Here is a 4177-nt window from a genome sequence, read left to right as displayed (position 1 = left end):
GGATGGATCTGTTTCGTACACATAATAAGAACCGAACGAACGGGCTTTACAGCCAAGTGCCGCGAGTTCTTCCATGGCACCTTTCATCATCGGATGTTCTTCAGATTCATTAATATCGATAATAAAGAAATAATGTCCAAGTCCTGTCTTCAGCGGCCGTGATTCAATTTTACTTAAATTTAGACGGCGCCAGGAAAATACTGATAGAATTTGATGGAGCATACCAGCTTTATCATCTTCCGGCAGCTTAACCATGAGTGTTGTCTTTTGTGAAGCGGAATGTTTTTTATGGTCCAGAATTTCTTTTCGCAACGATAGCACGACAAACCGTGTGTGGTTAAAATGAAAATCATGGATATTCTCTTCTGCTATATGTAAGCCATACGTTTGTGCTGCCAGCCGGTTGCCGATTGCCGCAATCCGCAATTCTGGATTCTCAGAAATATACTTTGCCGCCGCTGCTGTCGAAGTCGTTTGAATTAAAGGGACCCGTCTATAGCGGTACTGCAAAAACTTATGACATTGAGCAAGCGCGTGTGGATGAGACTGAATGGAATCCAGCTGATCTGTAAACTCCACTTGTGCCTGGTTAACCATTAAATGCTGTTCAATCGGAGTAGAAATTTCCGCGGTAATAAATAACTCCCCACCATGAAATAAATAATCGATCGTCAACGGTACTGAACCTTCGAGTGCGTTTTCCAATGGAACGACTGCATACGCTACATGCCCTGCGGCGACAGCTTCGATACAATCTGGAATCGTCGGACGAGGTGTCAGACCTTCATAGCCGAATAATTCTGCAGCTGCAATATGGGTAAATGACGCATCTGGACCCAAATACGCAACAGACGGCGCATATTTCTTCTCTGTCATCATACTTTTCCTCCTCTAACAAGTTCACGTCTTCAAAAGACGCCTGAACTGATTAAATCTACGGAATCAATGAATCTAGGAGCTTTCAAACGTTGCAGAAAAGCTTCCACCTTGATTTCCATCTCTGTTACATCAAGTGATAACGTAATATTGGCGCGTCCTTGAACAGGTATCGTTTGATGAATCGTCAAGACATTGCATTTCGCCTTCGAAATAATTTCTAACACTACTGCCAATGATCCTTTTAAATCCTCCAGCTGAATAAAAATTGTTAGAATGCGGTCCCGTGCGATTGACTCGAACGGGAACACAGCATCTCGATACTTATAAAAGGCACTGCGTGACAGACCGACCCGTTTTGTTGCTTCCTGGATCGTTGTCACTTCGCCTCTAGCCAGCATTCTTTTTGCTTCCAGCATTTTCTGCATGGATTCTGTCAACACATCTTCTCGGACCAGATAAAACTGGCCTTCCCCGATTTGCTTCATTTTGCTCCCCCCAGAATGAGCATTTGTCTTACTCACAGGTTACTCTAAGAACTCAAATTCATAATCCAAGATCCGAACAATGTCGCCGTCCTCTGCACCACGTTCACGCAATGCATCGTCAACACCCATTCCACGCATTTGACGTGCGAATTTGCGGACTGATTGATCGAAGTTGAAGTCTGTCATCTTAAACAGACGTTCAAGTGTATAGCCTGACAATACATATGCACCGTCATCGTCACGGGAAATGACAAAGTCTGGGCCAGTCGATTCATGCTTATACAATACAGAGTTCGCTTCTTCCTCTACTTCTTCAAGCATTGGGAATTCAGGTGTTGTTTCGAGCAAGTCTAAAATGGCATAAAGCAATGGATCAAGTCCTGTTCTTGTCAATGCAGAAATCGGGAATACCTGAATTTCTTCATCACCAAGCGCTTCTTTAAACGCAGCCAAGTTTTCTTCCGCATCCGGCATGTCCATTTTATTTGCAACGATAATCTGTGGGCGTTCTGTTAAGCGCATATTATATTGCTCGAGCTCCGCGTTGATCGTCTGATAATCATCAAACGGTTCGCGACCTTCTAAACCTGACATATCGATGACATGAACAATAACCCGTGTACGCTCAATATGGCGTAAAAACTGATGGCCAAGCCCGACGCCTTCATGTGCCCCTTCAATTAAGCCCGGCAGATCCGCCATAACAAAAGTCCGGTGATCATCCGTTTCAACCATTCCGAGATTCGGAACAAGCGTTGTAAAATGATAATCGGCGATTTTCGGTTTAGCAGCTGAAACTACAGATAGCAATGTAGATTTACCAACACTCGGGAATCCTACTAATCCAACGTCAGCCAATACTTTTAATTCTAAAACAATATCTAGACTGACTCCAGGCTCTCCTTTTTCAGAAAGCTCAGGTGCCGTATTTTGTGGTGTGGCAAAACGGCTGTTACCGCGTCCTCCACGTCCTCCACGGGCGATGACTGCCTGCTGACCGTCTTCTACTAAATCCGCGATGATAGTGCCATCCTCCGCGTTCTTAACGACTGTGCCCGGCGGAACCTTTACAACCATATTCGTACCACCGCGTCCGTGCATGTTTTTGCTTCCTCCATGCTCTCCGCGAGGTGCTTTGAAATGACGCTGATAACGGAAATCCATTAGTGTGCGCAAACCTTCGTCTACAATAAAGATTACGTCCGCACCTTTACCGCCGTCGCCTCCTGCCGGTCCTCCATATGCTATATACTTCTCTCGGCGAAACGCGACCATTCCATCGCCACCGTCTCCACCTTTAACAAAAACTTTTACGTGATCCACAAACATTATTTATAATCCTCCTAATTTTCCGCTCAAGATTACCGTCCACTGATCTTGTTCATCAAGGATTTCAACCGTCAGCAGAGATGAATTCTCTGTGTTATGCAATGAAATGCCTTGTATATCCGAAAACGATAATTTAATACTCCATGCGAGCGCTGTAGTCACGACATCAATCATAACGGTACACTCAGCATATTGATCGATTCTCGGCATTACAGTTTTCACAAGGTCTTCTAAATAACCGACCAAAATCGCATCAATTGTAGGTGAACTAACATCTGATGCAATATCGCAATGCAGCCGGCTGTTAAAAGCAGGATATTTCCAGTCCAGCGTCATCAGCCATTCTTCCGTATTAGGCAGTCCTAATTTTTGAAGCATGGCAAACTGCTGCATTTCTGAAGTCTTTTCCAGAATGCACTCTTTTGCTTCCTGATATTTCCCCATATCTAAATACATGAGTAATAATTGCATGTCATTCATATGATCATGCCGACTGAATTTCATAATTTCTGATACCTTCAGTTCATTCTTCCCCATTATTTTCACCGCCAGCTGAATTCGTACTTCTTAGTATAGCATTTTCATTCGAAAATCACTAAACTAATCGTTATTCATTTTCGAATGAATACAAAAAAGGACTGCAGCGAGTGCAGTCCCTTGTTGTTTGTCATGCTATCCAATTAAGCTTCTTGAACTTCTGGGTAGACACTGACTTTCTTTTTGTCGCGGCCAAGGCGTTCGAAACGAACGACACCGTCAACTTTTGCGTATAGAGTATCATCTCCACCGCGACCAACGTTTTCACCTGGGTGAATTTTTGTTCCGCGTTGACGATAAAGAATTGAACCGCCGGAAACGAATTGTCCGTCTGCACGCTTAGCGCCAAGACGTTTTGAATGGGAGTCACGACCGTTCTTTGTAGAACCTACTCCTTTTTTCGATGCGAAAAACTGAAGATCCAAACGTAACATAGCTGCCACCTCCTACTTTTTAAAGGATAGTTGTATATATTCTGCATAGTCCAATTCAATCGTCTGTAAAGAAACAATCATGGCTTGTACGATCAGCTGAACTTCTGCGTCACGATCCGTTACCGGAAACGCAACACGTAAGTATCCTCCGTCCGCACTTTGCTCGACTTCCGGTGCATTTTCAGTAAGCTTGGCGATTGCATTGACCGCACCAAAGGATACGGCTGAAGCGCCTGCACATACTAAGTCTTTCCCGTGTTCTGCAAAGTCTGCATGACCGTCCATCTCAAAAGATGAGATGCGCCCGGAAGGCTCTTTTTCAATTCGGATATGGATCATATCGAATTACAGATTGATACCGTCAATAACAATTTTCGTGTATGGCTGACGGTGACCTTGTTTTTTGTGGTAGTTCTTTTTAGGCTTGTATTTGAAAACGGTAATTTTCTTTCCACGGCCTTGTTTGACAACTTTACCTGTTACAGTAGCGCCTTCTACGAATGGAGCACCGAC

General features: G+C 44.0%; 7 protein-coding genes. All 7 read right to left on the bottom strand.

The window, feature by feature from the left end; translation table 11 throughout:
* Positions 1 to 876 (bottom strand): prephenate dehydratase (pheA, locus tag Q1J64_RS13430; RefSeq protein ID WP_301109597.1); only part of this gene is annotated, 876 nt, incomplete at its 3' end.
* 32 nt (positions 877 to 908) lie between these two features.
* Complete coding sequence (locus tag Q1J64_RS13425) at positions 909 to 1364, bottom strand: transcriptional regulator ThrR (protein WP_301109595.1); 456 nt, start codon at positions 1362 to 1364, stop codon at positions 909 to 911.
* A gap of 39 nt (positions 1365 to 1403) precedes the next feature.
* Complete coding sequence (gene obgE / locus Q1J64_RS13420) at positions 1404 to 2693, bottom strand: GTPase ObgE (protein ID WP_301109594.1); 1290 nt, start codon at positions 2691 to 2693, stop codon at positions 1404 to 1406.
* Positions 2694 to 2696: 3 nt separating this feature from the next.
* Complete coding sequence (locus tag Q1J64_RS13415; RefSeq protein WP_301109593.1) at positions 2697 to 3230, bottom strand: Spo0B domain-containing protein; 534 nt, start codon at positions 3228 to 3230, stop codon at positions 2697 to 2699.
* Between the two features lie 143 nt (positions 3231 to 3373).
* On the bottom strand, positions 3374 to 3664 hold the full coding sequence (gene rpmA / locus Q1J64_RS13410) for a 50S ribosomal protein L27 (RefSeq protein ID WP_301109592.1): 291 nt from the start codon (positions 3662 to 3664) through the stop codon (positions 3374 to 3376).
* A 12-nt stretch (positions 3665 to 3676) separates the two neighbouring features.
* The gene (locus Q1J64_RS13405) at positions 3677 to 4003 is read right to left on the bottom strand and encodes a ribosomal-processing cysteine protease Prp (RefSeq protein WP_301109591.1); all 327 of its coding nucleotides are present in this window, start codon (positions 4001 to 4003) and stop codon (positions 3677 to 3679) included.
* Between the two features lie 6 nt (positions 4004 to 4009).
* Positions 4010 to 4177, bottom strand: a 168-nt coding sequence (rplU, locus tag Q1J64_RS13400) for a 50S ribosomal protein L21 (protein WP_301109596.1), incomplete at its 5' end; no start/stop codon positions are given.

This window comes from Sporosarcina sp. (assembly GCF_029257255.1).
GTDB lineage: Bacteria > Bacillota > Bacilli > Bacillales_A > Planococcaceae > Sporosarcina.
This window is presented reverse-complemented; position numbering and strand designations above follow the sequence as displayed.